The 26,301-nt window shown below is 70.6% G+C and carries 22 protein-coding genes; 7 read left to right on the forward strand and 15 right to left on the reverse strand.

The genetic code is table 11. From position 1 onward, the window contains the following. Positions 1–82 precede the first annotated feature (82 nt). Positions 83–2,320 carry a DNA/RNA non-specific endonuclease gene (locus tag HNQ61_RS20735; protein WP_170032722.1) on the forward strand — a complete coding sequence of 746 codons (2,238 nt, stop codon included), beginning with the start codon at positions 83–85 and terminating at the stop codon, positions 2,318–2,320. A gap of 621 nt (positions 2,321–2,941) precedes the next feature. Here HNQ61_RS20735 and HNQ61_RS20740 read toward each other — a convergent pair. Then, positions 2,942–4,198: a CapA family protein gene (locus HNQ61_RS20740; RefSeq protein ID WP_170032720.1), complete on the reverse strand. Its 1,257-nt coding sequence runs from the start codon at positions 4,196–4,198 to the stop codon at positions 2,942–2,944. 238 nt (positions 4,199–4,436) lie between these two features. Between HNQ61_RS20740 and HNQ61_RS20745 the strand changes: the two genes are divergently transcribed. Further along, positions 4,437–5,783 (forward strand): metal-dependent hydrolase family protein, encoded by a 1,347-nt coding sequence (locus HNQ61_RS20745; protein ID WP_170032718.1) that lies wholly within the window; start codon positions 4,437–4,439, stop codon positions 5,781–5,783. Between the two features lie 167 nt (positions 5,784–5,950). Here the strand turns inward: HNQ61_RS20745 and HNQ61_RS20750 are convergent, their stop codons facing one another. From HNQ61_RS20750 to HNQ61_RS20795, 10 genes are all read right to left on the reverse strand, one after another. Beyond that, positions 5,951–6,436, reverse strand: a complete 486-nt coding sequence (locus tag HNQ61_RS20750; protein ID WP_170032716.1) for an NUDIX hydrolase — start codon at positions 6,434–6,436, stop codon at positions 5,951–5,953. A gap of 81 nt (positions 6,437–6,517) precedes the next feature. Then, on the reverse strand, positions 6,518–7,054 hold the full coding sequence (locus HNQ61_RS20755) for a hypothetical protein (RefSeq protein ID WP_170032714.1): 537 nt from the start codon (positions 7,052–7,054) through the stop codon (positions 6,518–6,520). Positions 7,055–7,086: 32 nt separating this feature from the next. Continuing rightward, positions 7,087–7,590, reverse strand: coding sequence for a hypothetical protein (locus tag HNQ61_RS20760; protein ID WP_170032712.1), 504 nt, complete (start codon positions 7,588–7,590; stop codon positions 7,087–7,089). A 73-nt stretch (positions 7,591–7,663) separates the two neighbouring features. After that, positions 7,664–8,239: a hypothetical protein gene (locus HNQ61_RS20765; RefSeq protein ID WP_170032710.1), complete on the reverse strand. Its 576-nt coding sequence runs from the start codon at positions 8,237–8,239 to the stop codon at positions 7,664–7,666. 556 nt (positions 8,240–8,795) lie between these two features. Next, complete coding sequence (locus HNQ61_RS20770; RefSeq protein WP_170032708.1) at positions 8,796–10,157, reverse strand: cytochrome P450; 1,362 nt, start codon at positions 10,155–10,157, stop codon at positions 8,796–8,798. Positions 10,158–10,161: 4 nt separating this feature from the next. Then, positions 10,162–11,055 carry a signal peptidase I gene (gene lepB, locus HNQ61_RS20775; protein ID WP_170032706.1) on the reverse strand — a complete coding sequence of 298 codons (894 nt, stop codon included), beginning with the start codon at positions 11,053–11,055 and terminating at the stop codon, positions 10,162–10,164. Positions 11,056–11,233: 178 nt separating this feature from the next. Next, the gene (locus HNQ61_RS20780; protein WP_205761245.1) at positions 11,234–11,950 is read right to left on the reverse strand and encodes an ATP-binding cassette domain-containing protein; all 717 of its coding nucleotides are present in this window, start codon (positions 11,948–11,950) and stop codon (positions 11,234–11,236) included. Continuing rightward, on the reverse strand, positions 11,902–12,585 hold the full coding sequence (gene modB / locus HNQ61_RS20785; RefSeq protein WP_170032705.1) for a molybdate ABC transporter permease subunit: 684 nt from the start codon (positions 12,583–12,585) through the stop codon (positions 11,902–11,904). The genes HNQ61_RS20780 and modB overlap by 49 nt, the downstream gene beginning before the upstream one ends. Next, complete coding sequence (gene modA, locus HNQ61_RS20790) at positions 12,585–13,379, reverse strand: molybdate ABC transporter substrate-binding protein (RefSeq protein ID WP_170032703.1); 795 nt, start codon at positions 13,377–13,379, stop codon at positions 12,585–12,587. The genes modB and modA overlap by 1 nt, the downstream gene beginning before the upstream one ends. 320 nt (positions 13,380–13,699) lie before the next feature. Further along, on the reverse strand, positions 13,700–14,581 hold the full coding sequence (locus HNQ61_RS20795) for a dienelactone hydrolase family protein (RefSeq protein ID WP_170032701.1): 882 nt from the start codon (positions 14,579–14,581) through the stop codon (positions 13,700–13,702). A gap of 186 nt (positions 14,582–14,767) precedes the next feature. On the opposite strand from HNQ61_RS20795, the gene HNQ61_RS20800 reads away from it, so the two are divergent. Then, positions 14,768–15,979 (forward strand): SDR family oxidoreductase, encoded by a 1,212-nt coding sequence (locus HNQ61_RS20800; RefSeq protein ID WP_170032699.1) that lies wholly within the window; start codon positions 14,768–14,770, stop codon positions 15,977–15,979. A 602-nt stretch (positions 15,980–16,581) separates the two neighbouring features. Here HNQ61_RS20800 and HNQ61_RS20805 read toward each other — a convergent pair. After that, positions 16,582–18,975 carry a lytic transglycosylase domain-containing protein gene (locus HNQ61_RS20805; RefSeq protein ID WP_170032697.1) on the reverse strand — a complete coding sequence of 798 codons (2,394 nt, stop codon included), beginning with the start codon at positions 18,973–18,975 and terminating at the stop codon, positions 16,582–16,584. Between the two features lie 116 nt (positions 18,976–19,091). On the opposite strand from HNQ61_RS20805, the gene HNQ61_RS20810 reads away from it, so the two are divergent. After that, positions 19,092–19,535 carry a DUF1622 domain-containing protein gene (locus HNQ61_RS20810; protein ID WP_205761235.1) on the forward strand — a complete coding sequence of 148 codons (444 nt, stop codon included), beginning with the start codon at positions 19,092–19,094 and terminating at the stop codon, positions 19,533–19,535. 334 nt (positions 19,536–19,869) lie between these two features. On the opposite strand, the gene HNQ61_RS20815 is transcribed toward HNQ61_RS20810, so the two are convergent. Together HNQ61_RS20815 and HNQ61_RS20820 are read right to left on the reverse strand one after the other, a co-directional pair. Next, entirely contained in the window at positions 19,870–20,751 is an 882-nt protein-coding gene (locus HNQ61_RS20815) for an alpha/beta fold hydrolase (RefSeq protein WP_170032695.1), read from the reverse strand. Positions 20,752–21,275: 524 nt separating this feature from the next. After that, positions 21,276–21,665: a nuclear transport factor 2 family protein gene (locus tag HNQ61_RS20820; RefSeq protein ID WP_240978603.1), complete on the reverse strand. Its 390-nt coding sequence runs from the start codon at positions 21,663–21,665 to the stop codon at positions 21,276–21,278. A 151-nt stretch (positions 21,666–21,816) separates the two neighbouring features. On the opposite strand from HNQ61_RS20820, the gene HNQ61_RS20825 reads away from it, so the two are divergent. Further along, positions 21,817–22,368 carry a metal-dependent hydrolase gene (locus HNQ61_RS20825; RefSeq protein ID WP_170032691.1) on the forward strand — a complete coding sequence of 184 codons (552 nt, stop codon included), beginning with the start codon at positions 21,817–21,819 and terminating at the stop codon, positions 22,366–22,368. A 3-nt stretch (positions 22,369–22,371) separates the two neighbouring features. On the opposite strand, the gene HNQ61_RS20830 is transcribed toward HNQ61_RS20825, so the two are convergent. Further along, positions 22,372–23,484, reverse strand: coding sequence for a LuxE/PaaK family acyltransferase (locus HNQ61_RS20830; protein ID WP_170032689.1), 1,113 nt, complete (start codon positions 23,482–23,484; stop codon positions 22,372–22,374). A 529-nt stretch (positions 23,485–24,013) separates the two neighbouring features. Here HNQ61_RS20830 and HNQ61_RS20835 point away from each other — a divergent pair. Next, entirely contained in the window at positions 24,014–25,207 is a 1,194-nt protein-coding gene (locus HNQ61_RS20835; RefSeq protein WP_170032687.1) for a hypothetical protein, read from the forward strand. 128 nt (positions 25,208–25,335) lie between these two features. After that, positions 25,336–26,244, forward strand: coding sequence for a DUF4097 family beta strand repeat-containing protein (locus HNQ61_RS20840; protein WP_170032685.1), 909 nt, complete (start codon positions 25,336–25,338; stop codon positions 26,242–26,244). Positions 26,245–26,301: the final 57 nt, after the last annotated feature.

Genomic DNA, 26,301 nt, shown 5'->3' on the forward strand with positions numbered 1-26,301 from the left:
ACTCTCATGGTCTTCCATCCCCAGCGGGCGCGGCCCGCATCCCCGTGCCCTGGATCTTCCGGTGGACCGACTTTCTGCTTCCATGGCCGCTCCGCGGGCGTGGCGCTCCGCTCTGGCCCGCGCGGCCTGCGCCTCGGTGGCGCTTCTGGCCGTCGCCTGCTCCGACGACATCATCGCTCCCGCGGCGCAGCTGCCCTCGCCCGAGAGCCCGGGCGCCGGCGGACCCAGCCAGGAGCTGACCTGCGTGGCCAGCGTGCGCGCGGCCACCATCACCTGCCAGACCCCGGCGCCCAGCGCGGGCGGGGCCAGCGCGGTGATCTTCGGCGGGCAGAACTCGTACGTGCGGATGATCAGCAGCAACACGGCCATGGACGCCGGCACCGGCGTGTTCAGCGCCGACGTGGCCGTGCAGAACCTGCTGCCGCAGACCATCGGCTCCACGGACGGGGTGACGGTGGACCCCAAGGGCATCCAGGTGTTCTACGCCTCCGGCCCCAACGTCACCGCCGGCTCCGGCTCGGTGGAAGTGGCCAACGAGGACGGCACGGGGCAGTTCCTGGGTGAGGATACGAAATACTACCAGTACCAGCAGCTGCTGGCCTCCGGCGCCACCAGCGCCACCAAGCCGTGGCGGTGGAACGTGGCCGCGGGCGTGGAGTCGTTCACCTTCAAGGTGTACGTGTCCACCGTGGTGACGCCCTCGCTCATCATCACCGAGGTCATGCCCAACCCGGGCGCGGCGGATGACGTGGACGGCGAGTTCATCGAAGTCTACAACCCCGGCATCGCGCCGGTGGACCTGAACGGCTTCCGCTTCAACTCGCGCACGGGCGCGTCCGGCGTGGAAACCAGCACCGTGGCGACCAGCGTGATCGTGGCGCCGCGCGGCTACGCGGTGATCGGCGCGCGGGTGGATTCGGCGTTCAACGGCGGGATCAAGGTGGCGCACGCCTGGGGCACGTCCATCAACCTGTCCAACAGCGCCAGCGCCACCGCGCCGGACTACATCAAGGTGAGCCGGCCCGGCGTGGGTGCGGGCACGTTCGTCACGCTGGACTCGGTGGCGTGGACGGCGGGCGGCGGCACCAGCAACGTGGCCACGCCCCCCACGGCCCGCTCGCGCGAGCTGACGGACCTGAAGGCCGACAACTCGGTGCTGAACAACAACGCCGTGTGGAACACCGCCTACACCACCTTCGGCTACGGCGACGGCAACGGCGGCTTTGACCGCGGCACCCCTGGCAAGGCGAACGGCGTGGCGGTGCCCACGGGCCCGGTGGCGGTGGTGCGCATCAGCCCCGGGTTCGCCGTCATCGACAGCCTGAACCAGTCCCGCACCTTCACGGCGACCGCGGAAGACACGCTGGGCCAGGCCAGCCCCACGACCATCACCTGGGCCAGCCTGAACCCGGCCATCGCCACCATCGCCAGCAACGGCCGGGTGACGCACGTGGATACGGGCGGCGTGTACATCACCGCCACGGCCAGCAACGGCAAGGCCGACACCACGTACTACCGCATCTTCAAGTACTCGCCGGCGGCCATCTACCGGAACCACGTGGAGTTCGGCATCCCGGTGACGGGAATGCCGCAGAACAACGACAACATCCTCATCCTGTCGGACCGCCGTACGCAGTACAACCTGTCGTACAACGCCAGCCGCGGCGGGCCCAACTGGGTGAGCTGGAACGTGAACCGCACGCAGTTCGGCAACGCGCCGCGCGGCGCGTTCGGCAACAACTCGGTGGATCCGCTGCTGCCGGCGTACGGGGTGTACCAGGTCACCACCTGCGACTACACCAACTCCGGCTACACGCGCGGCCACATGACGCAGAGCGAGCAGCGCACGCAGAGCAAGGCGGACAACGACACCACGTTCCTGATGACCAACATCCTTCCGCAGACCAGCGAGCTCAACACGGGCCCGTGGGGCGACCTGGAGGAGTACGGGAACGACCTTGCCCGCTTCCAGCAGAAGGAACTGTACAACGTGGCGGGCGGCACGTGGCCGGCCACGCCGCGGTACCTGACGCCGTTCTCCACGTCGTGCACGCCGCAGCAGAACAAGGTGCAGATCCCCACGACCACGTGGAAGGTCATCGTGGTGCTGCCGTACGGAAAGGGACTGGCGGACGTGACGTCGGCGAACGACGTGCGCATCATCGCGGTCGACATGCCGAACAACACCACGGTCAACAACCAGCCGTGGCAGTACTACAAGGTCACGGTCGATCAGATCGAGGCGATCACCGGCTACGATCTGCTGGCCGCGCTGCCGGACGCGATCGAGAGCGTGGTGGAAGCCCGGATCGATCCCTGATCGTCCCGCGCGCTGAACGCTGAAACGCCGCCCCGGGCCAGGTGCCCAGGGCGGCGTTTTCGTGCGGGTGGGGTGGATGGGGATCGCTTGCGAGCCTGCTCCAAGGCGGCCCCCACCCGGGCTCGTACTACTCGCCCACCCTCCCCCAAAAAAGACTGGGGGAGGGTTGTTGGAGGCGGATGGTCCGGCGCGGGGCTCGGAGACCCGCGCGTGAGCGGGGTGTGTTGAGCGAATGAATCCGCCGCTCTCAAAAGGCGCAAAAGCCCCGACACGGCGCGCTGCGCGCGACGTTCGGAGCTTCAACTGCCTTCGGCAATCACGGCACGGCTCCATCCTCCGTGCTCCTCCATCCTCCGTGCCCCCCACCCCCCGCGACGCGTCCGTCCTCCGCCACGCCGCCGCTTGGCGCCGACGAAGGATCTACCTTCCGCCGGTCCACCTTTCCCGCGCAGACAGGGCTAACCACCCGGTGCAGTTGAAGCCCCGAACGTGGGCGCGACAGCGCCACGTGTCGGGGGTTCCCGCAGTTTGAGCGGCGGATTCATTCGCTCTCGTGGGGGAGGGTGGGCCGGTGGTGCCGGCCCGGGTGGGGGCCGCCCGCGACCTCCGCCCCACGAACGGTCACGGCCTCCGCCGCTCTCCCGTACGCGCGGGGCTCGTTCCCGATGCGGGAGCCCTCGCCGGCGTGCCGGAAGCCGACTCGGCGCCGGCCGGCGCATCATCCCGCCGCGTGATGTCGCCGGTGGCGGGATCGATGCGGGCGGCGCTCGCGGGCAGATCCACTAGGCTCAACGAATCCGCCAGGACCGCTGCGCGACTCCCGGGATCGATCGACAGAATGCCGGGCGCGCGCTGGCGGGTGGAGCGAAGCTGCGCGCTCACCACCCGCCCGTCCTCATCCAGCACCGCGCAGGCGATGGCCCCGCGGTTCATCGGCTCCACCAGCGAGAACGGGCCGTACGTCAGCAGGTTGCCCAGCGAGTAGAAGATCAGCGCATCCCCCCGCCACTCCACCGCGCGCATCACGTGCGGCCCGGCGCCGAACACCACGTCCGCGCCCGCCTCCACCGCCGTGCGCGCAAAGGCGATCACGTTGCCGCGGTTCTCGCCCACGAACATCTCGTCACCGCCCACCGTGTTCTGCCGCGTGCGCCCCTCCGCGCCCATGTGCATGGTCACGAGCACGCGCCGGTACCGCTCCGCCGCGCGCCGCACGTGGCGGCCCACCGCGGCCGTGTCGCGCGGGTCCGGGCCGATCCACTGCGCGAATCCCAGGAACGCCACCGTGTCGCCCGCCGCTGTCACCACCGCCGTCGCGAGCGTATCCACACCGGTGACGTGCATGTCCGCATCCGAGAGGGCGCGGATGGTGATCCGCCGGCCGATGTCGCCGTCGTCGCGCGCATGGTTGTTGGCGACGTTGCCGATGACGCGTGCGGATTCCGCCACGCGCCGCATGGCCCCGGCGGATGCGGCGGGCATGCGAAAGGCGTAGCAGGCCGTGCTTCCCGGCGCGCACTTGCGGCGGTGGATGGGCCCGTCGCCCACCGCGCCCTCCACGTTCAGCAGCACGATGTCCGCGTCCGACAGCAGAGGACGAAGCGGCGCCAGCAGCGAATCCGGCGAGGGGAGCGCCTCAATCCGCTGCCCCGGCGCCCGCCGCCGCGCGCCGGCCACCCACGACGTGTCCAGGTTGGTGCCGAGCGTCACGTCACCGCCCGCGCAGACGCGCACGCCGGGGACGGTGTCCGCGCCGCCCTCGGTCTGCGGGCGGACGGTCTGCGCCCGCGCGGAGGCCGCGGCGAGGCTGGCGGCAAGGGCGAAGCACGCGGCGCGGAGTGCGCGCCGCAGCGGGCCACTGCTGAAGATGGGTTGCACGATGGATGGCGGGACGGGGCGGATGGGCGGGAGCGGCGAAAGATGCAGGCGATCGCCGCCGAAGCCAAGTGCTACACCATTCGCGGCGCTTTTCCGGGACGCCCAGATGAGCGGCCGTGGCGCGATCCAGATGCTCTGACGCGAATCATCACGCATCCGCTGGCGGATGGCGGAGGCGGATGCGACATTGGCGGCCCATCCCCGACACATATCGTCACCCCACCGATTGAGGACGCCCATGCTCCGACCCCTGTTTCGCGCCATCGCGCTGGCATCGCTCACCACGGCGGCGGTCGCCGGGGCGGCGGCCGCGCAGCCCACGCTCCCCACCCGCGGCACGGGCACCGTCGTGCTGCGCGCCGCGCGGATGATCGACGGCACTGGGGCCGCGCCGGTGCAGAACGCCGTCATCGTGGTGACGGACGACCGCATCGTGGCGGCGGGGCGCGCGGGCTCGGTGCAGGTGCCGGAGGGCGCGCGCGTGGTGGATCTGGGCGATGCCACGCTGCTGCCGGGGTTCATCGACGCGCACACGCACATCATCGGGCGGGCGCTGGGCGATGCGGGGAGCGCGCAGGCGGCGGTGCGCGACTTCAACGCGTTCGGCGCCATCGTGGGCGTGGCCAACGCGCGCGCCACGCTCATGGCCGGCTTCACCACCATCCGCAACCTGGGATCGGGCGACTTCGACGACATGGCGCTGCGGGCGGCCATCGACGGCGGCTACGTGGCGGGCCCGCGCATGCAGACGGCGGGGCACTCCATCGGCATCACCGGCGGCCACTGCGACGAAAACGGCTTTCGCCCCGGGCTGATGGAGCACGACTACCGCGAGGGCATCGCCAACGGCGCGGACGAGATCCGGGCCGCGGTGCGCTACCAGGTGAAGTACGGGGCCGACGTCATCAAGACCTGCGCGACGGGCGGCGTGCTGTCGGAAGGCGACGCGGTGGGCGTGCAGCAGTACACGGCGGAGGAACTGTCGGCGCTGGTGGGCGAATCGCGCAACCTGGAGCGGCGGGTGGCGGCCCACGCGCACGGCGCCGAGGGGATCATCGCGGCGGTGACGGCGGGCGTGACGTCCATCGAACACGGGTCGTTTCTGGATGAGGCCGGCGCGCGGCTGATGGCGCAGCGCGGCACGTACCTGGTCCCCACGCTCATGGCGGGCGAGACGGTGATGCGCGCGGCGGACAGCGGCGTGCTGACCGGCCTTCGCGCGGAAAAGGCGCGGCAGGCGGGCGCGGCCATGCGCAACGCGGTCCGCATCGCGCGGCGGGCGGGCGTGTCCATCGCGCTGGGGACGGACGCGGGCGTGGGCACGCACGGCCTGAACGCGCGCGAGTTCGAGCTGATGGTGGAGTGGGGCGGGATGACGCCGCTGGAGGCCATCACCGCCGGCACGAGCAGCGCGGCGAAGATGATGGGGTGGGAGGGGCGCATCGGCACCCTGCGCGCCGGCCTGCTGGCCGACATCGTGGCCGTCCCCGGCGACCCGACCGCGAACGTGCACGCGCTCACCACGCCGGTGTTCGTGATGAAGAACGGGGTGGTGTACCGGGGGGAAGGCGCGGAAGTGCGGTAGTGCGGGGTGCGTGAGTGCGGAGGTACGAAAGTACGAAAGTGGGATCGAGAGTAGATCCGGGTGAGCGGGGGAGGGGCTCGGGCGGTTGATGCCGCTCTGGATCAGCAGGCACCCTCGGCGGGCATGGAGAGCGGGGCGGGCGCATTGGCGCCCGCCCCGCTCGTCCGTTACTGCATCGTCGTGACTACTTCGCCGCGAACACGCCAGCGCCCCCGCGAGTCGCGCGCGAGCCAGACGACCTTGCCGCTGCCGCAGACGGGCCCGCAGTGCTGTTCCAGATAGACCAGGGCGTGGGTGGAATCATCGGAGAACGCCACGGGTGAGACGGCGAGCATGACGGCCCCGCCGTAGCCCTCTTCCTGGATGCGGCGGGATTCGCCGCTGTCCACCAGCGCGGTTCCCGCTGGCAGCGGAAGCGCGGCGGATGGCGTCCGCGTGGCGCTGATGGCGGCGAGCCGCTGTGCCAGCCCGTCCGGCAGCGCCGCGATCTGGCGCTGGATCATCGGGGGTAGCGGCTGGGCCGGCAGAATGAAGACAGGCGTGGAATCTTCCACCTGCGCCGGCCCCGGTCCGCGCCACGCGCTTGCGATCACTGCGTCGTGCACGCCGGTCGCCGCGTCCGCAGCGGGATGGGAGCGCGCGCCGCGGTTCATCCCGCATCCACTGACGCTCATTCCGATCACGACAGAGGCGGCAAGGAGCCGGGTACGAGCGGAGAGACAGGGCTGCACGAGTCAGTGGTTGGGGTGGGTGTCGGGCAGCGATCCCGTTGTTTCTGCGGGAGCAGGACGAGGATAGCCGCCCGGCCTCAGCGTGCCTGTGACTGGTGTGCCCAGACCAGCGAACTGCTGCTCGGCCGACAGTGAGGCCGCCAGCGTCGTTCTGGAGCAGCCCGGGGAAACCAGAACGCCGGGTAGCAGCCGGTTCTCACCGGCATACACGAGGTGGTACTCGCCCACGATCAGCACAGGATCGCAGGAACTCTTTCCGGTCCACACCCGGATCGTATCTGAAACCCCGGCGGGGAGCTTCCACGACACATCAACTACAATCGTGCTTTCCGTTTCCTGCACTGCCCAACCGTGGGTTGTACCCGCATCACGCAATATCCACACAGAGTCCCGCTGGCTGACCACGCGGCCCACGAACACCGCCTTGGACTCGTCGCGCGCCTCCGCCGGTGATGGCGGCGAAATGCACCGGCAGGGAAGTTCGCAGGGCGCGCCGGCCAGAAGCCCGGCGAGCGCCAGACTGCTCAGGATCGGGATCATGGGCGATGCCAGGGAGAGGTGAGCCGTCGGGATCAGGGCGTGTTTCTGCGTGAAGCTGGCTGTCGATACCCGCGTACCGGCAGTCTGCCGCGGATCGGACGTCCCAACGCGGCGAAGTCTTCGGAGGCTCTCGACGCGGCTGTGGTAGGCGAGCAGTTGCCAGCATAAAGCCGTCCCGGAAAGAATCGGGTTTCGCTCGCGTAGACCATGTAGTCTTCGCCCCGGTGCAGGGTCGGTGATTCGAAACCGACATACGTCCAGATCCGCACGGTATCCGTCACTCCAGCCGGGAGCTTCCATGAGGCATCGATCACGAACGTGTGTTCCGTCTCCTGCACCTCAAAGGACTCGTTCCGGGTTTCGCTCCGCATGATCCGTGTTGACTCCCGCTGGCTGACCACGCGGCCCACGAACACCGCGGACGCATGCTCGAGCGATTCCATCGGTGTACTCGGCGGCATGCACCGCCCGGGAAGCTCGCGCGGCGCGCCAGCGAGAAGCGCCGCGAGCGCCAGACTGCTCAGGATGGGGATCATGGTCCGTCTCTGCGTGGATGGATGATGGCGCGGAACTCGGATTGGCTATCTGGGACGCCAATCGCGGGCGGTGTCACCCCAAAGGCGGGTCGTCGTGCGGCCGCAGCGTTGAGCACAGGTGCCAGCATCCGCCCTCGACGTTCATGCCCGCGCCGGATGCCAGGCAGCCGATGAAGCAGCGGTCTCCCGCGCTGCACCGCTTTCGGCTGCGCGCGAGCGTCGCCGCGGCCTCGGCGGAAACGATTGTGCCGGGTGGAAGCGCCACGTCGCACGAGGCCACGGGCTTCGGCGCACGGGAGCAACCGATGGTGTCGCCCCGTGTCACCGACTGTACGACTCCGGCCGAATCCAGCCGCACCACCGCGCCGCCGTTCACGATGGACGGGTGATCGGGATAGGTGGTGATGCAGTAGCCGGTCCCCTCGCGGCGGAACTGCGTGACCACTGAGAGAAATCCATCATCCTTGACCACGGCCGCGAGGGCGTTGCACTCCACGCGCGCGCTGTCGGACAGGGTGGGTTCGCAGGGCACGACCCAGTAGTCGATCTTTTCGGCCTCGGCCTGACGCGCGGGTTTGGATGCCGGTTCCGAGCAGGCGGATGCCAGGACGAGCATGGCGCCGAGCAGGATGATTGAGAGGGTTCGCATCGAAGGCGGTGAAGGCGGGAGAAGGGCGACTGAAGTCGCGGCAACAACGGCGCAAAGTCCGCCTTCGCGGACTGCGGGGGACGCTGTGGTGCGTTCCGCCGGCATTGATGTGTCCGCCGGGGCAGGAGCGAATGAATTCGCCGCTGGAACCGCACAAAGTCCGCCTGAGCGGAGGGCGGCGGCTGCATCCGCGCGGTTCGCACGGTTGGCTTGGCGAATGGTAGATCCTTCGGTCGCGCACGGTTCGGCGCCGCCGTAAGGCGCGTCCGCGCTCCCTCAGGATGACATGGTTGGGGGTGTGGCCAACGGCTGGCTACGCCAGCGCGAGCGGTTACGCTCGCCTCGAATGACGTGGGCCGCACGGAATCGAACCGGCAGCCCCGACCCCATGTCATCCTGAGGAGGCGCCGGCCGAAACCTCAGCCGCGCCGCCGCCTGGCGCCGACGAAGGATCTACCATCCGCCCGTTCCAACTACGCCACGCGCAGAGTTCAGCGCCCACACTTTCGTACTTTCGTACTGCTGTTCCGCACTCACGCACTCACGCACCCCGCACTCACGCACTTCCCTCCACTCTCATCTCCAGCCCGATCGGCCGCAGCGTAATCCGCGGCTCCGGCACCGGCTCCACGCCGGGAATCGACACCAGCCTCCACCGGCGCGCCAGCGTGGCCAGCGTCAGCACCAGCTCCATCCACGCGAATCCCTCGCCGATGCACTTGCGGATGCCGCCGCCGAACGGAAAGTAGGCGAACCGCGGCTGCGCGGCCTCGGCGCCCTCCATCCACCGCTCCGGACGGAAGGCGAACGGTTCCGGCCACCAGCGCGCGTCGTGGTGCACCACCCACGGGCTCACCAGCACCACGCTTCCCGCGCGGATGCGGTATCCGCCCGCCTGCCAGTCCTCCACCGGCTCCCGCCCAATGGTCCACGCCGGCGGATACAGCCGCATGCTTTCCGCCAGCACCGCGCGCGTGTACGGCAGCGCGGGATAGTCCGCCGCCGTGGGCGCGCGTCCGGCGAGCACCGTCCGCAGTTCGTCGTGCAGGCGCGCCTCGGCGAGCGGGTTGCGGGCCAGCAGGTGCCACGTCCACGCCAGCGCGTTGGCCGTCGTCTCGTGCCCGGCGAGGAAAAGCGTCAGCAGTTCATCGCGAAGCTGCAGGTCCGTCATACCCGCGCCGTCGGCCTCGTCGTCGCGCGCGGCGAGGAGCATGCCGAGCAGATCGTCCCGCTCCTCTCCCGACGCGCGGCGCTCCGCGATCACACGGTAGATGGTGTCGTCCAGCCGCTGCCGCGCGCGCCGCATCCGCAGCGTTCCGGGGAGGGGAAGGCGGTCCAGCAGCACGCCGATGGGATTGTGCAGCCGCGAGAACAGCCCCAGCGCGTCCGACAGCGCCCCGCCGATCTCGTCCGCCTCGCCGCCGACGTCCGCGCCCAGCAGCGTTTCGCCGGCGATGCCCAGCGTCATGCGCATCATCTCGCGCGCGGCATCCACCCGCATCCCCGGGCGCCAGCCGTCCGCCGTGGCCTCCGCGTGGCGCACCATGGCCGCCGCCATCCCCGCCACCCGCTCGCGGTGAAAGGCGGGCTGCGCCAGCCGCCGCTGCCGCAGGTGAAACTCGCCCTCGCTGGTCAGCAGCCCGTCGCCCAGCAGCACCCGCGCGCGCTGGAGGGCCAGGCTCTTGGTAAAGGTGCGGTGGTCCGTCACCAGCACCTGCCGCACCAGTTCCGGGTCGCTGATCAGGTAGAACCAGCGCGGCCCGATGCGGAACGAGGCCACATCGCCCCAGCGCGCCTGCATGCGCGACAAATCGCCCGGCGGGTCGCGTCGGAACGCGAACAGCCGGGCGAGGGGAAGCACCGGGCGGGGCCCGGGCGGATCGGGAAGCCCCGCGGGCGCGGCGGGTCCTGCGTTCATCAATCTACTTCACGCGGTTGAAGATCCGGTCCCAGCGGGCCGCCGTCAGCGCGCGGGGGAACGCCGCGCTCTCGTTCGCCCGGTCGTATGAGAAGTAGATGAACAGCGGCTTGCCGCGGATCACCTCGCGCGGAATGGGGCCCATGTAGCGCGAATCCAGCGACTTGTCGCGGTTGTCGCCCATCAGCCAGTAGTGCGCGGGGGGGATGACCAGCGGCCCCCAGTTGTTGCGCGACGGCTGGTAGGTCCGCTTGTCCACCGACGCGGGAAGGAGTGGAATGTGGTTGTGCGATCCGTAGCGCGCCGGGTCGATGGTGGGGTCCATCATCGCCTGGCCGTACTCGGTGATGGGCTCATCGATCCCATCCACGTACTGCGCAAAGGGTTCCGTCACCTGCTTGCCGTTGCGGTAAAGCACGTGCTCGCGCATCTGCAGCGTGTCGCCCGGCACGCCGATCACCCGCTTTACGACATCGATGCGCGGATTGTTGTACGTCGGGCGGAAGACGACGATCTCGCCGCGCCGCGGGTCGCGCAGGGCCGGAAGGCGCACGTCCGTGAACGGGAGCGTGGCGCCGAACAGCGCGTTGTTGGCCATCAGGTAGTCGCCGATCAGCAGCGTCTTCTCCATGCTTTCGCTGGGAATGCTGTACGCCGTGATCAGAAACGTGCGGATGACAAAGAACAGCAGAACCGCCCACAGCAGCGACTTCACCATCTCCAGCGGATCGTCCCCGCCCGACTTGGCGGCGGGTACGGGCTTGCGCGCGCGCCGGCCCTTGAGCTCGGGCAGGGGCGGCCGCGCGTCGCGCGCCGCGGGCGAAGAGGGCGCGCCGCCGCTGGTCGGGAGCGCGGAATCGGTGTCGGGAACGGAGTTCCCGCTGGGCGGTTTGGCCACGGTCTGCGGATCGGGGAAAACGGACACGCCGCGCGCACCGGGGCGGCGGCGGGGCCGGTCAGGTGACGGCGCTGCAAGATGGCCCGGATGGCGGCGGCGGACAACCGCGGCGGGACGCACCGTGTACGCCGGTGCGGCGGAAATGTTTCGGATTGCGGCGGTTTCGCGGGGCGGCGGATCAGCCGTCCGCCGGCGGGCGCAGGCGCGTCTCCCCCGTCTGCCGCCCCGCGTCCAGAAAGAGGATGCGGTCGCCCATCCGTTCCGCCTCCACCCGGTCGTGCGTGACGAACAGAAACGGAATGCGCCACGCCCGGTGCGCGTCCAGCACCTCGTCCTGCGCGGCGCGGCGGGCGTCGGCGTCCAGCGACGAGAACGGCTCGTCCAGCAGCAGGACTTTCGGATCGCTCATGAGCGCGCGGGCCAGCGCCACGCGCTGCGCCTCGCCGCCGGAAAGCTCCGCGGGAAAGCGCCTGGCGAGGTGGGCGATGCGGAACCGGTCCAGCAGCGCGTCGAGCCGCTCCCGCGCCTCCCGCTCCTCCACGCGCGCGCCGAACAGCACGTTGCGCGACACGTCCAGGTGGGGAAAGAGCGCGGCATCCTGAAAGACGAAGCCGCAGCGGCGGTCGCGCGGCGGCACCCACGCGCGCGGCCGGCGGCTGAAAAGGACGCGGTCGTCCAGCCGGATTTCGCCATCGTCCGGACGCTCCAGCCCGGCGACGGCGCGCAGCGTCATGGTCTTTCCCGCCCCGGACGGGCCGAAGAGCACCACGATCTCGTCCGCGGCGGCGAAGTCGACGGACAGGTCGAAGTCGGGCAGGCGCAGCCGCGCGCGCACGTGCAGCATGGTCACGCGCGCCGCCGCGGACGCCAGCCGGGCCTGCGCCGCCGTGTCCACGTGTTCAGCCCCACGACGAGGGACAGGCTGAACAGGCTGATGACCAGCGCGTACATCCCCGCCTGCCGCAGTTCGCCCGCGTCCGCCAGGGCGTAGATGGCGAGCGGCACGGTTGCCGTCACCCCGGGGATGTTGCCGGCGACCATGGCCGTCGCGCCGAACTCGCCCAGCGCGCGCGCAAAGGCCAGCACCATTCCCGCCACCAGCCCCGGCCACGCGAGCGGCACCGTCACGCGCAGGAGTACGCGTCCCTCCCCCGCGCCCAGCGTGCGCGCCGCGTCCTCCAGACGACGGTCCACCCCCGCGAAGGCGGCCTTGGCGCTCTGGTACATCAGCGGAAAACTGACGACCGCGGCGGCGATGACGGCGGCCTCCAGGGTGAAGACGAGGCGGATGCCGAACGCCCGGTCCAGCACGCGGCCGACCGGCCCCGTCCGCGCGAGGAGGATCAGGAGCACGTATCCCGTCACCACCGGCGGCAGGACGAGGGGAAGGATCAGCAGCCCATCCACCAGGTCGCGTCCCGGAAAGTCACGGCGCGTCACCCATCGCGCGGCCAGCGTCCCGGCGACCGCGACAAAGGCGAGCGCGGAAAGGGCGACGCGCAGCGAAAGCAGGATGGGCGAGGCGTCCATCACTCCGCGACGAAGCCGTGCGCGCGCAGGATCTCTCTTCCCCGGGGGCCCAGCAGAAAGCCGGCGAATGCGCGCGCCGCGGCCGCGTCTGCCGCCTGCGTGGTGACGGCAATGGGGTAGGTGATGGGAGAATGCGATCCCGCGGGCGCGCTCGCGACGATCCGCACGCGGTTCCCCGCCGCGGCTACGTCCGTACGGTACACGACACCGGCGTCCGCCTCGCCCGAGGCCACGTAGGCCAGCACGGCGCGCACGTCCTGCCCGAGGACGGCCTTCTTCTGCACGGAATCGCGGATGCCGAGCGTGCGCAGCACCTGGTCCGCGTACTCGCCCGCGGGAACGGAAGCGGGCACGCCAAGCGCCACGCGCCGCACGCGGGGAAGCGACAGGTCCGCGAAGCCGCGCACCCCCGCCGAATTCGCCACCGTGGGAACGATCAGCACCAGTTCATTGCCGGCCAGCCTGCGCCGTGAGCGGGGATCGATGAGGCCGCGGCTCTCCAGCGCGTCCATCGGCTTCTCCGCGGCGGAGGCGAACACGTCGACGGGCGCACCCTGCTCAATCTGCCGCTGCAGCGCGCCCGACGCGCCGAAGTTGACGCGGATGTCGATGTCCGGGTGCGCCGCCTCGTACTCCTTTTCCGCGGCGGTGAACGCCTCGCGCAGGCTGGCCGCGGCGGACACCGAAACGGTCGTGCGCGGCGCCTGCTTTTCGGCCGCGCGGTCGCCGCACCCCGCCGCGAACGTCGCTGCGAGGAGGAGGGCGGTAATCGGAGCAAGGCGCGGGCGGGGCATGGGCCGGGCGAGCTGGATCGGGATCGTGTGGACAGGCGTCAATCTGCGGCGCCGCGGGCCTGATGGCGAGGGTGGGCGATCAATCCGTCAACTGCCGTTTCACACGGAGGCCACGGAGGATGCACGGAGGGCACGGAGGAACAGATCAACAACATGCCTCACGCAGAGCAGCAGAGGAGCAGAGAACAGACAGGGACAGGGTGATGGTGTCCGTGCTTTTCCTCTGCTTCTCTGCTTCTCTGCTGCTCTGCGTGATTCAATCAGTTGCCGTCCTCCGTGCCCTCCGTGTCCCCTCCGTGCCCTCCGTGTGAAACGGCGGTTCAGCGGAGGTGGCGCGCGAGGAAAGCCGTGGTGCGCATCCACGAATCCTCGGCCGCGACGGCGTTGTACGACTGGCCCGACGGATTGGCGAACGCGTGACCGGCGCCCTCGTAGACCTGGATGGTCACGTCCTTGTTCAGCTCGCGAAGGGTCGTCTCCATCTGCCGCACCTGCGCCACGGGAATCCCCTGATCCGCCCCGCCGAACAGCCCCAGCAGCGGCGCGCGAAGGCCCGCCAAGCGCGCGCGGTCCGTCACCGGGCGGCCGTAGTACATCACCGCCGCGTCGATCTGCGCGGGCATGCTCAGCGCGCCCTCCAGCGACCATGCGCCGCCGAAGCACCATCCCAGAATGGCGATGCGGTCCGCCCCGGTGCGCGTCTCCAGCGACCGCGCGGCCGCGGCCAGGTTCGCCGTGCCGCCCTGCGGGTTCTCCATCACCCCGCCCATCAGCATGCGCGCCTCGTCCGGGTTGGACGCCACCTGCCCGTTGTACATGTCCACGGCGAACGCGCGATACCCTTCTCCCGCCAGACGCCGCGTCATCATCCGCACGTTGTCGTTCAATCCGTACCACTCGTGGATGACGATGATGCTGGGCAGCTTGGCGCCCACCGCGGCGTTCGCGGGGCGCGCCTCGTAGCCGCGCACGGCCTTGCCATCGACCGTCAGATATTCCACGTCCTGCGCCACCACGTCCTGCCGCGGCTCCATCGCCGAGCCGTTGGGCGTGGGCGTTTCGCCCGCGTGCTCGTGCGACATGGCGTCCAGGTGCGCGCGGTCCACCGCGTTGGCGCCGGCGGTGGCGGGACGGGGTTCGGCGGTGGCGCAGGCGCCCAGCAGCAGCGCCGCCGACAGCGCGGTCCAGCGGGAAATGCGCATTGCGGTATCCCTGAGAGATTTGGATGAAAACGCCGCGTCCGGTCGATACGGATGCGGCGGAATACGGGGGCGATCAGCGTGAATCGTACCGCCGTGTTCAGGGCCTGTAGAATGATGCGGAACCGGCCCGCGCCTTGCACCCGCACCGCGCCTCCAAGTCGAGTCCAGCCAACGGGGAGAACGCAGATGGATATTCAGCTCAAGCCCATTGCCGATCAGGTGATCGTCATCACCGGCGCGTCCAGCGGTATCGGGCTGGCGACCGCGCGCAAGGCGGCCCAGCGCGGCGCGCGCGTGGTGCTGGCCGCCCGCGACGAGCAGGGTCTCAGCCGCGCCACCCGCGCCATCGTGGAAGCCGGCGGCGACGCGGTCTACTGCGTGGCGGATACCGCCAATCCCGACGACGTGCGCCGCGTGGCGGAAACCGCGCTGCGCGAGTACGGCACCATCGACACCTGGGTGAACAACGCGGGCGTCAGCATCTACGGCGCGCTGGAGGATACGCCGCTGGAGGACGCGCGGCGGCTGTTCGACGTGAACTACTGGGGGATGGTGAACGGGGCGATGACGGCGCTCCCCATCCTGCGGCGGGGCGGGGGCGCGCTCATCAACGTGGGCAGCATCGTGTCGGACCGCGCGGTGCCCATGCAGGGGCACTACAGCGCCAGCAAGCACGCGGTCAAGGCGTTCAGCGACGCGCTGCGGGTGGAACTGGAGTACGACGGCGCGCCGGTCTCCGTCACCATCATCAAGCCGGGCTCCATCGACACTCCTTTTCCGCAGCACGCGCGCAACCTGATGGACCACGAGCCCACGCTTCCCGCGCCCGTGTACAAGCCGGAAACGGTGGCCGACGCCATCGTGTTCTGTGCGCAGCACCCCCGGAAGTCGGTCACCGTCGGCGGCGGCGGGCGGGCGATTTCCATGATGGGCATCCTTTCCCCCGGCGCTACCGACAAGGCCATGCGGGGAATGGTGGATCAGCAGCAGAAGGACGAGCCCACGCGTCCCGGACGCCGCGACACGCTGTATCAGCCGCCGCTGGACAACGGCGAAACGCGCGGCGACTACGAGGGCCGCGTGATGCGCACCAGCGCCTACACCAAGGCGGTGCTGCACCCCGGCGCCGCGGCGCTGGCGTTCGGCATCGTAGCGGGGCTGGGTGTCGTTCTCGCCGGCGCCACGGGCCTGCTGGGCGGCCGCGGCGCGGATGAGGACGAGGTGTTCGAGCTGGAGGAGGAAGAGTTTGCCGCCGCCGCGCACGTGGAGCCGGGCGACGAGGTGGGCGTGTACGCGGGAGAGCTGGAGATGGCGAGCGACGACTACGCCGACCGTGGTGTGGACACGCTCCCCGGCGGAGACTACGGCTTCCGCTCCGGCGCCGACCAGGCGTACTGACCGGCGGTTGATGGACGTGGGTTGGTGAATGGCGGATGATCGGTCGGAGTTGATGGTGATGGATGGAAGAAGGTGCTCGCTCCAATGGATTGGAGCGAGCACCTTTGTTCGTGCGGCCAGCGGAGTTGGGGGCGTCCGCCGGCTGTGGCCCTCACCCCGCGTGCTGCGCACGACGACCCTCTCCCACAAACAGACGTGGGAGAGGGAGCACACCCCAGATCGGTGCGGCTGATTGGTTCGGCTTGCGGCGGCGATCTTTCGCCCGGCGGTTGAAACCGCGCCTCGAACCACACAAAGTCCGCCTCCGCGGACTGAACCCTCGCCATTGTCGCCGGTCCCGAATGCAGTTGAAGCCCCGAACGGCGCCTTTGGGCGTCGTGTCGGGGCTTCCCGCTTCTGGAGCGGCGGATTCATTCGCTCCAGATACTCGCCGCCGTGACGAACTCCGCCTCCCGCACCGGCCCATCCGCCCCACCAACCCTCCCCCAGTCTTTTTTGGGGGAGGGTGGGCCGGTGGTGCCGGCCCGGGTGGGGGCCGCCCGCGAACTCGCCCCCGCGCACCATCATTCTCCGTACTTCCCCTATTCCCTATTCCCTACTCCCTATTCCCTGCTCCTCGCCGTCCCCGCCCCGTACAACCCCCGGTACACCGCCGTATTCCTCGTCAGAATCTTGACGTAATCCCGCGTCTCCACGTACGGAATCCGCTCCGTGAACAGCTCCTCGTCGCGGTACTCGGGGAGCGCGCGCCACCGCTCCACGCGCACGGGGCCGGCGTTGTACGCGGCGTACACGCTGGGAAGCGAGCGGCGGTAGGCGCGCATCTGGTCCGCCAGGTAGCGCACCCCCATTGCCACGTTGAGCTCCGGGTTGAAGAGCAGTTCCGGTTCCCACTGCTGAATGTCCAGCCCCCGCGCCAGGCCGCGTCCGGTCTCCGGCATCACCTGCATCAGCCCGCGCGCGCCGGGGCCGCTCTGCGCCCGGGCGTTGAACCACGACTCCTGCCGGATCATCGCCGCCACCTGCGCCGGCTCCAGCCCCGCCGCGCGCGCCTCGCCCTCGATCACGCCGCGGTAGGGCAGTGGATGCAGAATGCGCAGAAGCCGCGCGCTGTTCGGCTCGCCCGCCTTCTGCATCGAGAGCCCCGCGCGGATCCCCTGCGAGGTGTAGCCCCGCTCGTTGATCCCCTCCGCCAGCGGATACAGCACCGCGCGCTCGTCCCCCGCCGCGCGCACCAGACGGTCCACCTCCGCCGCCGCCTCGGTGTCCAGCCCGGCGGCGCGCAGCAGATCCACGCCGTACAGCCACTCCGTGACTCGATTGGTCGCCGCCGGCTCCGGAGCGGGATCGGGCTTCAGCTCCACCGGCCAGAACGGCTGCTTCAGCCGCTCCGCCGACTGCAGCGCGTAGTACGACAGCGGCTCGCGCTGCCGCACGGACTGAAACAGCGGCGCCGCCTCATCCGCCTTTCCCGCCGCGACGCGGGCGCGTCCGGCCCAGTAGGTGGCCTGCGCCCAGTACTCGCCGCCGGCGTTGCGGGTGCGGTACTCGTCAAAGATGCGCGCCGCGCCGGCGTAGTCGCGCGCCACGTACGCCATCCCCCCCAGCCGCATCAGCGCGATCCCCGCGGAGGGCGTCCCCGGAAAGCCGTCCGCAGTCCGGCGATACCCCGCGCGCGCCGCGGCGTCGTCGCCCGCGTCGTGGCTCAGGTCGCCCAGCATGAACGCCGCCTCGCCCGCCGCGGGAACGCCGCGAAAGCGCGTGGCCGCCGTGTTCCACGTCTGCCGCGCGCGCGTGCGGTCACCGCGCCGGTACTGCGCGCGCCCTACGATGTACATCGCCTCCGCCGCGATCGGAGGCGGACCCCCCAGCAGCGGGGCCGCGGCCGCGTCCACATCCGCGAAGCGGCCCGCGCCGAACAGCGCGCGCACCAGCCGCAGCCGCACGTCCGTCGCGTTGGGATTGGCGGCCAGCCAGGCGCGGTAGCCGTCCGCCGCGCGCGCCTTGTTGCCGGCGCGGTCGTACACGGTCGCGATCGCCAGCCGGTCCGCGGGAGTGATTCCCGGAAGCGCGCCCAGCCGCCGCGCCGCCTCCACCGCCGCGCCGCTGGTGGGCGCCTCGGCCAGCACGGAGCGGAGGAGCGGGACCGCGGAGGCCGCGTCCACCACCCGCGCCGCGGCCACCGACATCTCCGCGCGTCCCGCCGTATCCTTTGCCGCCTCGCGAAAGCGCAGCGCCAGCGTGCGGGCTCCGGCGGAATCGCGCGCGGCACCATACGCATCCAGCCACGCGCGGCGTGCACGGGCGGGGGACGGCGCCTCCTCCGGCTTGGGCAGAAAGGCGCGGACGCGCGCCGTGTCGCCGCGCTCGGCGACGGCTTCGGCGGCCAGGATGGACACCCAGCCGGAGATCACCGGCACCCCCGCGCGGGCGTGCTCCAGCGCGCGAACGCCCTCGTCCGTGCGCCCGGCGCGCAGCAGCGCCAGCGCGTACCGCAACTCGCCCACGGTGCGCTCGCCGCGCGCGGCCGCGTCGCCGCCTTCCGGACGCAGCGCAACGTACTTTCCGTACGCCTCAGCCGCGTCGTTCCACCGGCGGGCGTGCTCGCGGGCGCGCCCAAGCAGGTACCATCCATCGCCGCCGGCCGTGCGGTCCAGCCACGGCTTGCCCTCCAGCAGGTCGATGACGTTGTTCCATCCGCCCCACCCCGCCTCCGCCTTTGCCGCCACCACAATGACGGCGGGATCGGTCTGCGGGCCGGTCATGGCGCGCAGCCGGCGCGCCGCGCGCCAGTTGCGCCCCTCGCCCAGCAGTTTCTCGATCTCGTCCGGAAGATCGGGCCCGCGCGCGGCCTGCACCGACGCGGGGGCGCGCGGCGTTTCGTGGACCACGCGTGGCGTGTTTTCGCCGCCCTTCCGCGTGGCCGCCCAGATCAGGACGGGGATGAGGAGGACGGCGAGTCCAATCAGAATCTGCTGCTGTCGGGTCAGGCGCATTACGTCCGGAGATTGCGGGTTCACCGGCCCGGGCTGCGAATCGTGTGCCCGTCCCGGTGCTCTGGATGCGATCCGGCACTCTCGTTGCCAGCAATGCGGGATGAACCCGGGACGGGATGGCGGATGTGCTGATGCAGGCGGCGGAGCAGATTTCCGTGATGGACCACGTGGTCCACTGGATCGCGACGGGGGTGGAGGCGGGCGGCGTGGCCATGCTGGCGGTCACAGCCGTGGCGTCTACCGTGCTGATGCTGGTGGACTGGCGCCGCGCGGGACGGTTTGCGCCGGCGTACAAGGCCTATCGCCGCAACCTGGGGCGCGGGATTCTGCTGGGGCTGGAATTTCTGGTGATTGCCGACATCATCGGCACCGTCGCGGTGGAGCCCTCGTTCCACAACCTGGGCATCCTCGGGGTGATCGTCATCATCCGCACCTTTCTGAGCTTTTCGCTGGAGGTGGAGATCGAGGGCCGCCTTCCGTGGCACAAAGGCGGCGATCGCGATTCGGATGAGGATGACGATCCCGTGGCGGCTTCTGGAAGCGAGCGCTCGGCCGTTTGACTTCGGTCGGCACTAACTCCCGGCTCTCCCGATCCGTAGAGAGCCTCCCCTATCCAGTCAGCCTGAACTCGTCGCGACGCACCGAACCCTAACCCACAGCCCGCGAAGGCGGGCTTCGTGTCTTTCGAGGCGCGGTTTCAACCGCCGGACGGATCTCCGCCCCCGCGCACGAAATCCCTGTCCCGCGATCGGTCGTACGTTTCCGGTGGATGACGAGCGCGCCCCCGGCTGATCCTTTCCGGCCAGCCGCGCGCTTTAGTGGATGAGAATCTTCCGCGCCTGATGTAGATCACCGGTGACGGATGATGGATGAACCGCCGTCCGGAATCCGCCGTCAGGCGCGCGGCGGAGCGAGGAAGCCGGTCAGAAGCTGGTTGACGGGATCGGGATATTCGGACGCGACCCAGTGGCTGGCTTCGGGGATGCGTTCGATGCGCAGGCGCGGCGCCCACGCCTCCAGCCCTTCCGTGAGTTCGATCGTGAGCGCCTGATCGCGCACGCCCCAGATCAGCAGCGTGTCATGCGGGATGATGCGCGTGGGCGGTGGCCGATAACGGGTCGCGGCGCGGTAGTAGTTCAGCATGGCCGTCAGCGCGCCGGGCTGGGACGCCGATTCGCGGTACCTCTGCAGGTCATCCTCCGAAAACGCGCCGGGACGCACGGATTCCGCCCGGAAGATGCCGAGCAGCGCGGCGTAGTCGCGGGCCCGCAGCGCCGCCTCGGGGAGCGCGGGAAGCTGAAAGAATCCCGCGTACCACGACGCCAGCATCTGCTTGGGATTGCGGCGGATCTCGCGCGAAAACGCCGGCGGATGCGGCGCGTTGAGAACCGCGAGCCGGTCGATGCACTCCGGGTGGACCATCGCCAGCCACCACGCCACGATTCCGCCCCAGTCGTGGCCGACAACGTGTGCCTGCCGCGCGCCGAGGTGGTGGATAAGCGCAGCGACGTCGTCCACCAGCGCCTGCACGCGGTACGGGCGGATGCCCGCGGGCTTTGCGGACAGGTTGTAGCCGCGCAGGTCCGGCGCAACCACGCGAAAACCGGCCGCCGCCAGCGCGGGAATCTGCTTTCGCCACCCGTACCAGAACTCGGGAAAGCCGTGCAGCAGCACCACGAGCGGCCCGTCGCCCGCCTCCACCCAGTGCAGGCGCACGTCGTTGACCACGGCTTGGTGGTGCGTCCAGGGTTCCGGCTGCGCGGCGGGGTTCGGCATGCTGGGCGAGTGCGGGTGATGGCTGATTCCGTGTCTTCGCGATGCGCACACGAGGTGCCGCGCGGGTAGCTGCGTCCGGAATCGGCTTCGTGCGCTGGATGGCGTGATCCGTCCGGGTGCGCTGAACCAACCACGGCGGGGCGCCCAACCCTCCGAGAGCGGATGAATCCGCCGCTCAAACAGCGCAAAGCCCCGACACACCGCGCTGCGCGCGACGTTCGGGGCTTCAACTGCATTGGGGCTGACGGCGGGGTCAGGATAATCCGCGACCTGACGACTTCACGTCCTCCAAGAGCGATTTTCCACCGCGAAGCGGCAGCCGGGGGACGCACTCCGAACCCGCCTCCCCCGCTTGCGGGGCGAGGGGGCTGGGGGGGGCGCCCGCCGCCGCGCCGAACCATCCGACGCACGATCCTGGTGTGTGCTCCCTCTCCCACATCCGTTCGTGGGAGAGGGTCGTCGTGCGCAGCACGCGGGGTGAGGGCCACAGCCGGGGACACGCGCCGACATCTCCTCCTCTCCCGTCACCCCGCGCTCACTTCATCCTCCTCCGCCAGCCCCGCCCTCGCGAGCGCGGCGGCGAGGTCGTCGAAGCGCTCGTAGGCGGCGATCTTTCCCTCCTCCACCACGAACCGCGAGGCGACGTCCTGCTCGCCGAGCACGGCCCCGTCCGGCGCGCGCCACACGCCGCGCCCGTGCACCACCACGGCGGTGCCGCGCGCAAAGGTCCGCGACGCCTGCATCGTCAGCCCGGCGCGGGTGAGCCAGTCGCGCAGCACCTCGGCTCCGCGCACCGACCCGCGCGGTCCGATGATCTCCACCCGCGCATCAGAAAGCGCCACCAGACGGTCCGCATCCGCATCGTTCACCGCCTCGATCCATGCGTGGACCGCATCCACCGGGGTCGTGTGCATGCTCACCCATCTCCATCCAGGAGTTTCTCCGACCGTCCCCCGCCGCCGCCCTGCACTTGTAGGCGGACGCTGCGGGCGGCATCTTCACGCCTCACCTGTTTTCGCAGGGACGGCACCGCCGGCCCACGCGCATCCCCGCCGCCGACAACGAATGCCGTTTCCTCCCGCACACATGCTCGCCGGCGCCGGCTTCGCGGAGGTGGCGCTGGCCGGGATGCGCAACCCGCCCTCCCGCCGCCGCGCGCTGCTGGCCGGCGCCGTCATGGGCGCCCTGGCCGACGTCGACATCATCCTCGGCATGCTGACGGGAAAGGGCTGGACGCTGCACGGCACCGCCACGCACAGCATCGCCGCCGTCGTCGTCTGGGCGGCCATCGGCATGGCGGTGGGCGGGTGGCGGTGGGGCGTGGTGCTCGGCGCGGGATATTCTTCCCACCTGCTGCTGGACCTGCTGGATGACAGCGGGCCCACCAACCTCATGCTGGGATGGCCGTTCACCGGGCAGCATCCCTACTCGCTGGGCAAGCTGTTTCCCAAGGTGCCCATCGATGGCGACGGGCTGGTGGAAACGGTGATGAACATCTTCACCCCGGGCCCGGGGCTGCTCTTTCTGCAGCAGACGGCGCTGGCCGCCGCCTTTGCCGCGCTCCTCTTTCTGCTCGCCCGCGTTCTGCGCCGCGCGCGCGCCCGCCGCGCCGCCTGACGCTCAGCGGGCGATGGCGCGCAGCAGGTCGTCCATCGCCAGCGAGCAGCCGCGCGCCTCCGCCCCGGTCGCGCGGCCCAGGACGCGGAATCCCTCCGGCGTGGTGAACCCCAGGTCCGCCGTCTGAATCGCCATCACCGAATTCAGGTTGGCCAGGTCCAGGTGCCGCAGCACGCCCACCCCGCCGTGCGGCAGCGGACGCAGCGTTTCTGGATCGGTGGCCTGGGTACGCACCCACACCGGGCCCACGTGCATCCGCTCGGTTGGCGCCAGCGCCGCGCCCGCGACGCCGTCGTAGAACTGCGAACTCATCTCCGTCATCCCGTACTCGTTTACGCACCACGCGGCGGGGATCCCCAGCCGGTCCGTAAGGCCCGCGTACAGTTCCTCCCGCGTCACCTCGCGCGAGCGGCCCTTGAATCCGCCGGTGTCCATCAGCCGCGAGCCAGGCGGAAGCGCATGCCGCGTATCGCTTTCGCGCAGGGCGTCCAGCCAGTGCACAAAGGCGAAGGCGGTGCCCAGGATGCACACCGGCTCGCCGCGCTCCACGGCGCCGCGCAGGGCGTTGTCCAGCCCCGCGTGGTCGATACCGCCGTCCGGCGAGACGAACCAGCCGCTGCGCTCCGTTCCATAATCCGCCACCACCGCGCCCGCCATGTGCGACAGCGACGAGTCGCCCATCTCCGCCGGCGGGGGGACGAGGGAGATGACGGGGAGCCGCGCGCCGTCCGGCAGCAGGTGCGCGGAGAAGCCGGCCCGCAGCGCCGCATCGTACAGGGCCACGTCTGGCAGATAGTGTGTGCCGCGCCGCTCGCGCCCGGCGGTCGTCCCGCTGGTGCGGAATACGGCCTGCGCGGCCTCCGGATCGCCGCAGACGAGCGCCGCGGCCTTGAACGCATCCGTCGGCACGGCCGGCACTTCCGTCCAGTCCGCCACGGTCCCGGGCCGCATGCCGCGCCGCTCGCAGAACAGGCGGTACGGCGTGTTGCAGGCGAACTGGTGCGCAAAGATGGCGAGCGCCAGCCGGTTGAAGTCGCCGTCGGAAAGCGGCGCGTGCGGCCCCGCGGCAATGCGGGCCAGCAGCTGGGCGCGAAGGTCGGCGGCGTGTTCGGTCATGCTCGGGCTCGGGATGCGGAAGACGGTGTCGGGCGGGATGTTGGGCCCGCGCACCGCTGCGGGCAAGGCATGCGCCGGTTTTCCTCCACGGTTTCATGGTGGATGATGAACCCACCGCTTCGTCCATCCGTTTGCAGGGCAGCGAATCGATTTGCCCCAGGCGTTGCGGGACGTGCCCGATCAAAGCAGCGTTCTACCGATGAGAAGCAGGGGCGCCTCGTTCGATGAGAACGGCGCGGCGAGCGGATTTGGTTGAACGAATGAATGAATCCGCCGCTCCAACAGCGGTAAGCCCCGACTCGCGGCCGCTGACGCGTCCACGATCGAGGCTTCAACTGCGTCAGGACAGCGGAGATCGCGTCGCGAGCCGAACCCGTCGTGGCGCCGAACGGCTCCCCCTCGCCCGCTTGCGGGAGAGGGGGCTGGGGGGTGAGGGCTGCCTCCGCATGCACCCAACCGTCCCAGACGCACGTGTCTGCTGTTGTCCGCCCTCCCGCTTTCCCTCCCCACCCATCACCTGAAAACCCCCATGCCCGATTCCGCCGCGCACGCCGGCGACGAGCTCGCGCCACCGGCTCCCGAAACCCGGCGGGGCAGATCCGGCGCACTCGCCGGGCTTGCCGGTGCAGCGGTGGGGGCGGGCGGCGCGCTCCTCATCCTGAAGATTCTGCCGGGGCTGGGACAGACGACGCTGCACGCCCTTCGCGCGGGGTACGGCGCGTGGACGCTCCCCATCATCGTCACATTCTCCATCATCCTCATCTTTGCCGCCATCGCCGTTCACGAGGCGGGGCACGTGGCGGCCGGCGTGGCGGCGGGAATGCGCTTCATGCTGTTTGCCGCGGGGCCCGTGCGCATCGAGCGGGAATACGACGGCGGCCGCCTTGCCGTGAGCTGGAACCGCAGCCTGGGGCTCTGGGGCGGCATTGCGGGGTGCCTGCCCGCCACCACGGACCGCATCCGCCGGCAGCTCGCCCTGATGGTGGGTGGCGGCCCCGCCGCGAGCCTGCTGTTCGCGCTGGTGGCGGGATGGGTGGCGCTGCGCGTTCCCATGCCGCCGCTGGCGGGCTTCGTGGCGGGGATGGCGGCCACGATGTCGGCGGCGATCGGCGCGGCGACGCTCATCCCCATGCGCACCGGCGGGTTCATGAGCGACGGCGGACAGCTGCTGCGGCTGGCTCGCGGCGGCCCCAGGGCGGATCGCCACGCCGCCACGGTCACGCTGGTCACGCGGATGATGTGGGGCGAACCGGTGCGCGACTGGCCGCGGCCGCAGGTAGACCGGCTGGTGGAGCTGCGCGACGGCTCGCTGGAAGAGTCCATGGCCTGGAGCATGGCCTACTACTATCACCTGGATACGGGCGACCGCCCCGCCGCCGCGCGCGCGTGGCACCGGGCGATGGCGCTGCTGGACCGCTGGCCGGCCCCGCTCGTCCCCGCGATGCACGTGGAGGCCGCCTACTTCGCCGCCATTTCGGGAGATGCGGAGGCCGCGCGGACGCACCTGGCCGCCGTTCCCCCGGTGAGCGCGAGCGTAAAGCCGTACGAACGCAATCGCGCGCTCGCGGCGCTGGCACTCGCGGAAGGCGACACCGCGCGAGCGGTAGAGCTCGCCCGTCAGGCGCTGGACATCCTGCCCAAAACCAGCGCCTTTTCCGCCGCGCGCCTGCACGAAATCATCCGCGCCGCGGAAGGGGCGGAGACGCGGCCGCCCACCGCGTGAACACTCGGCCGGCCATCCGATAAACCTTTCGCCGTACCACCGCATCCAAGCCTTTCAGATGCGGCCGTGGCGGGTTCCGGATGGCCGCGATCTCCCCTGACGACAACGATGACCACAGGAGCGGGACGATGCGGTACGTGACGATGGTGGCCGCTTCGGCGGCGGTGGTGGGTTTCTGGGCGGCGGCGCACACGGACATCGCCCAGGCGGCCAGCGCGCTGCGGGCCCCGGTTTCGGCTTCGGCCATCACCACGGCCACGACCTCGCAGGAAGACTTCCGCTGGAGCGGACGCATCGCCCGCGGCAAGCAGATCGAAATCAACGGCCTGTTCGGCGACGTGCGCGCCGAACTGACCAGCGGTGACGAGGTGGAAGTGGTGGGGCACCGCCGCGGTTCGGCGGCGGGCGGCGTGCGCATCGTGGTCGATCAGAACGACGAGGGCGTCACCATCTGCACCGTCTACCGCGCGTCCGGCGACGCGAATGAATCGCGCGACTGCGAAAACAACCGCTCCGGCGACCGCGACGGGACGGTGGATCACGACGACGCGCGCATCGACTGGGTGGTGCGCGTTCCCGCCGGGGTGAAGTTCTCCGCAGGCACGGTGGATGGCGACATCACCGCCGAGGGAATGCGCGGCCCCGTCGCCGTGGCCAGCGTGGCCGGCGACGTACGCGTTTCCACCACCGGCTCCGCCCGCGCCGCCACGGTGAGCGGCAACGTAGTGGCCAGCTTTGGCGAAATGGATGACGAGGAGATGGAATTCGCCTCGGTGAGCGGAAACGTGCTGCTGCGGCTGGCTTCGGGGGTGAACGCGAGCGTGCAGGCGCAGACGCTGTCGGGCGAGATCGAGTCGGACTTCGAGCTGCGCCGCGGCTCCATGACCGACGCCGACGATGATGATGACGACCGCATTGCCGGGATGAACCTGAACATCCAGATCGGGCGGCAGGCGCGCGGTGACATTGGCCGCGGCGGGCAGGAACTGAACGTCACCACCGTCAGCGGCGACATCCGCCTGGAGCGCGCCCGCTGATCTCGCCCGGGCTGACCGGGTGAGGGCGGCGGCTGATCAACTGCCGTTTCACACGGA

The organism is Longimicrobium terrae (genome assembly GCF_014202995.1).
Taxonomy (GTDB): Bacteria; Gemmatimonadota; Gemmatimonadetes; order Longimicrobiales; family Longimicrobiaceae; genus Longimicrobium; species Longimicrobium terrae.

Excerpts from the sequence above, each read along its gene's own strand:
- HNQ61_RS20795 (WP_170032701.1), bottom strand. The coding sequence starts at position 14,581 with ATGCGCATTTCCCGCTGGACCGCGCTGTCGGCGGCGCTGCTGCTGGGC.
- HNQ61_RS20760 (WP_170032712.1), bottom strand. The coding sequence starts at position 7,590 with ATGATCCCCATCCTGAGCAGTCTGGCGCTCGCGGCGCTTCTCGCTGGC.
- HNQ61_RS20825 (WP_170032691.1), top strand. The coding sequence starts at position 21,817 with ATGCCGTTTCCTCCCGCACACATGCTCGCCGGCGCCGGCTTCGCGGAG.
- HNQ61_RS20750 (WP_170032716.1), bottom strand. The coding sequence starts at position 6,436 with ATGAACCGCGGCGCGCGCTCCCATCCCGCTGCGGACGCGGCGACCGGC.
- HNQ61_RS20815 (WP_170032695.1), bottom strand. The coding sequence starts at position 20,751 with ATGCCGAACCCCGCCGCGCAGCCGGAACCCTGGACGCACCACCAAGCC.
- HNQ61_RS20810 (WP_205761235.1), top strand. The coding sequence starts at position 19,092 with ATGGCGGATGTGCTGATGCAGGCGGCGGAGCAGATTTCCGTGATGGAC.
- HNQ61_RS20755 (WP_170032714.1), bottom strand. The coding sequence starts at position 7,054 with ATGATCCCGATCCTGAGCAGTCTGGCGCTCGCCGGGCTTCTGGCCGGC.
- HNQ61_RS20805 (WP_170032697.1), bottom strand. The coding sequence starts at position 18,975 with ATGCGCCTGACCCGACAGCAGCAGATTCTGATTGGACTCGCCGTCCTC.
- HNQ61_RS20840 (WP_170032685.1), top strand. The coding sequence starts at position 25,336 with ATGCGGTACGTGACGATGGTGGCCGCTTCGGCGGCGGTGGTGGGTTTC.
- HNQ61_RS20835 (WP_170032687.1), top strand. The coding sequence starts at position 24,014 with ATGCCCGATTCCGCCGCGCACGCCGGCGACGAGCTCGCGCCACCGGCT.
- HNQ61_RS20830 (WP_170032689.1), bottom strand. The coding sequence starts at position 23,484 with ATGACCGAACACGCCGCCGACCTTCGCGCCCAGCTGCTGGCCCGCATT.
- HNQ61_RS20770 (WP_170032708.1), bottom strand. The coding sequence starts at position 10,157 with ATGAACGCAGGACCCGCCGCGCCCGCGGGGCTTCCCGATCCGCCCGGG.
- HNQ61_RS20765 (WP_170032710.1), bottom strand. The coding sequence starts at position 8,239 with ATGCGAACCCTCTCAATCATCCTGCTCGGCGCCATGCTCGTCCTGGCA.
- modA (WP_170032703.1), bottom strand. The coding sequence starts at position 13,379 with ATGCCCCGCCCGCGCCTTGCTCCGATTACCGCCCTCCTCCTCGCAGCG.
- HNQ61_RS20800 (WP_170032699.1), top strand. The coding sequence starts at position 14,768 with ATGGATATTCAGCTCAAGCCCATTGCCGATCAGGTGATCGTCATCACC.
- HNQ61_RS20820 (WP_240978603.1), bottom strand. The coding sequence starts at position 21,665 with ATGCACACGACCCCGGTGGATGCGGTCCACGCATGGATCGAGGCGGTG.
- HNQ61_RS20735 (WP_170032722.1), top strand. The coding sequence starts at position 83 with ATGGCCGCTCCGCGGGCGTGGCGCTCCGCTCTGGCCCGCGCGGCCTGC.
- modB (WP_170032705.1), bottom strand. The coding sequence starts at position 12,585 with ATGGACGCCTCGCCCATCCTGCTTTCGCTGCGCGTCGCCCTTTCCGCG.
- HNQ61_RS20745 (WP_170032718.1), top strand. The coding sequence starts at position 4,437 with ATGCTCCGACCCCTGTTTCGCGCCATCGCGCTGGCATCGCTCACCACG.